The organism is Geminocystis sp. CENA526 (assembly GCF_050753365.1).
Classification (GTDB): domain Bacteria; phylum Cyanobacteriota; class Cyanobacteriia; order Cyanobacteriales; family Cyanobacteriaceae; genus Geminocystis.
The window spans coordinates 1-1,469 of the sequence record NZ_JBLZFY010000270.1 but is presented as its reverse complement, the minus strand read 5'-3'; the positions used below and the strand labels follow the sequence as shown (position 1 = coordinate 1,469).

At 37.6% G+C, this 1,469-nt stretch carries 1 protein-coding gene; it reads right to left on the bottom strand.

What is annotated here, in order from left to right:
• Window positions 1–1,469: HAMP domain-containing protein (locus ACN4EE_RS23310; protein WP_431708895.1), on the bottom strand; the 1,469-nt coding region annotated here is incomplete at both ends.

Below are 1,469 nucleotides of genomic sequence, written 5' to 3'. Positions count from 1 at the left end.
CTAATATAACCACTCCAATCTGGTTTAAAGCGATAGATGACGAGTCGATCGACCTGTAATATTTCCTTCGCTTTGGGTAAAGCTCGATCGAACACTTTATTAACATCATCCTCATCCAGAGTAGTTGAGCCAGTAATATCTTGGAAAAGACTAACTTTACTGGCATCTAACATCAAAAAAGACTCACTTTCTTCAATATTATCCGCCAAGACATTAAAAGTACGAGCTAACTTCCCTATTTCATCATCTCCTTGAACAGTAGTTCTTCTACTGTAATCTCCTTCGGCAAATTTTTCTGCGGTTAGCTGTAAAGATTCAATGGGTTTTGCAATCACACGCCCTAACACTAAAATTAAGAGAAGATTGACAATAAGTACAGCTACTGCTGTTTGCCCTTGAGCGCTTAAACTATTAGAAATAATTTGATTGAGAGCCTTTTCTGATGTCCCCCTCACCAAAATTCCCACAGGTTGCTCTTGAAAATTTTTAAGAATCTGCCCTGTCAGAGTATAGGTTGTATCTCCTACTTTATCCCTGATAGAGACAATTTCATCGGGATTTTTGAGAGCAAGTTCTAAAAGTGCTTGTGTAGCTAAAGGTTGTCCTCTCACTGTTTCTGTTTCTGTTAAGGCACTGGATAAGCTAAAATCTTTATCCCCAGTTATTTTATAAATCGCACTATAGCCACCTTGAAATTCTTTGATGGTATCTTCTACGATGGAAAATTTACCGTCAACAACGTCTCCAGATATTAACACACCAATTACTTGTTGAGTATTAGGACGAAATACTGGGGTAAAAGTATAACGAATTAAGACATCCTGATTTTGAGAAAGATTAGAAAAAATAGGGGGTAATTCTTTAGCTAAATCTGCCCAAGGCTTAATTTCTGTGATTTTAATTTGTTGAGGATTGTTAATAACTTCCGATACTAAACCATTAGGATTAAATTCTTGTCCTGTGCGATCGTTATTAGCATTGACAATAATTCTTTGATCTACTCCCACAAGGGTAGCATATTCAATATTACGCGCTTTGATCTCATTTTGCAAAATTTGACGCACGATCGATCGATCTTGAGGGCTTAAAGTTCCCCCATTAACCTTAGTCAAAGCCGCATTGATAATCGCTAGGTTATCGGATTGCCCACGAAAACCGAAACCCATTTGATTAACTTTGATACTGTAGTTAATTTTAGTGGCTTCTAACTCAGAAATCGACTGGTTAACTAATTGTTCTCTCCCCCCTTGAACTACTTGAATAACTCCCACCCCTAATAACGCTGCGATCGATATAGCTTGGGCTGTGACTAATACAAATACCTGTTTTTTCCGAATGGAAATATTATAAAACCATGTCACGATGGGCAAAGGCTCTTTTTTCGGGGTTGGTTTTATAACTACTGGAATGGGAGCTTTATTTACAGATACGGAAGAAGTGTTGAATTTAGGTTTTTCGGGTGCTTGAGT